The 217-nt window shown below is 44.2% G+C and carries 1 protein-coding gene; it reads right to left on the bottom strand.

Annotated features, from left to right (window positions below; genetic code table 11):
* Positions 1-179, bottom strand: a 179-nt coding sequence (locus tag A596_RS23925) for a head completion/stabilization protein (protein ID WP_160280212.1), incomplete at its 3' end; no start/stop codon positions are given.
* Positions 180-217 lie beyond the last annotated feature (38 nt).

The raw sequence follows: 217 nt of genomic DNA, 5'->3' as shown, positions 1-217 counted from the left end.
TTAACTTCGAGCATGGCGCGGTACAAAGCGTGAATTGCACGCTCTTTGGTGGTCACTGAATCCACGCGCATGCTGGTGCGAAATGTCATCAATGAAATATTTGGAAAAAATGCATGATTGTCTATCGTTTCATCTGTTTCGGTATCAGGAACAGGCGTATTGGGAGCAACAAAGGTCATAGTATTTTCTCTCTAAGAAAGTGCCCGGATCGCAATCT

Source organism: Cellvibrio mixtus subsp. mixtus J3-8 (assembly GCF_000766945.1).
GTDB lineage: Bacteria > Pseudomonadota > Gammaproteobacteria > Pseudomonadales > Cellvibrionaceae > Cellvibrio > Cellvibrio mixtus_A.
Note: the sequence above shows the minus strand (reverse complement) of the source record. Positions and strands in the feature narration are given on the sequence as shown.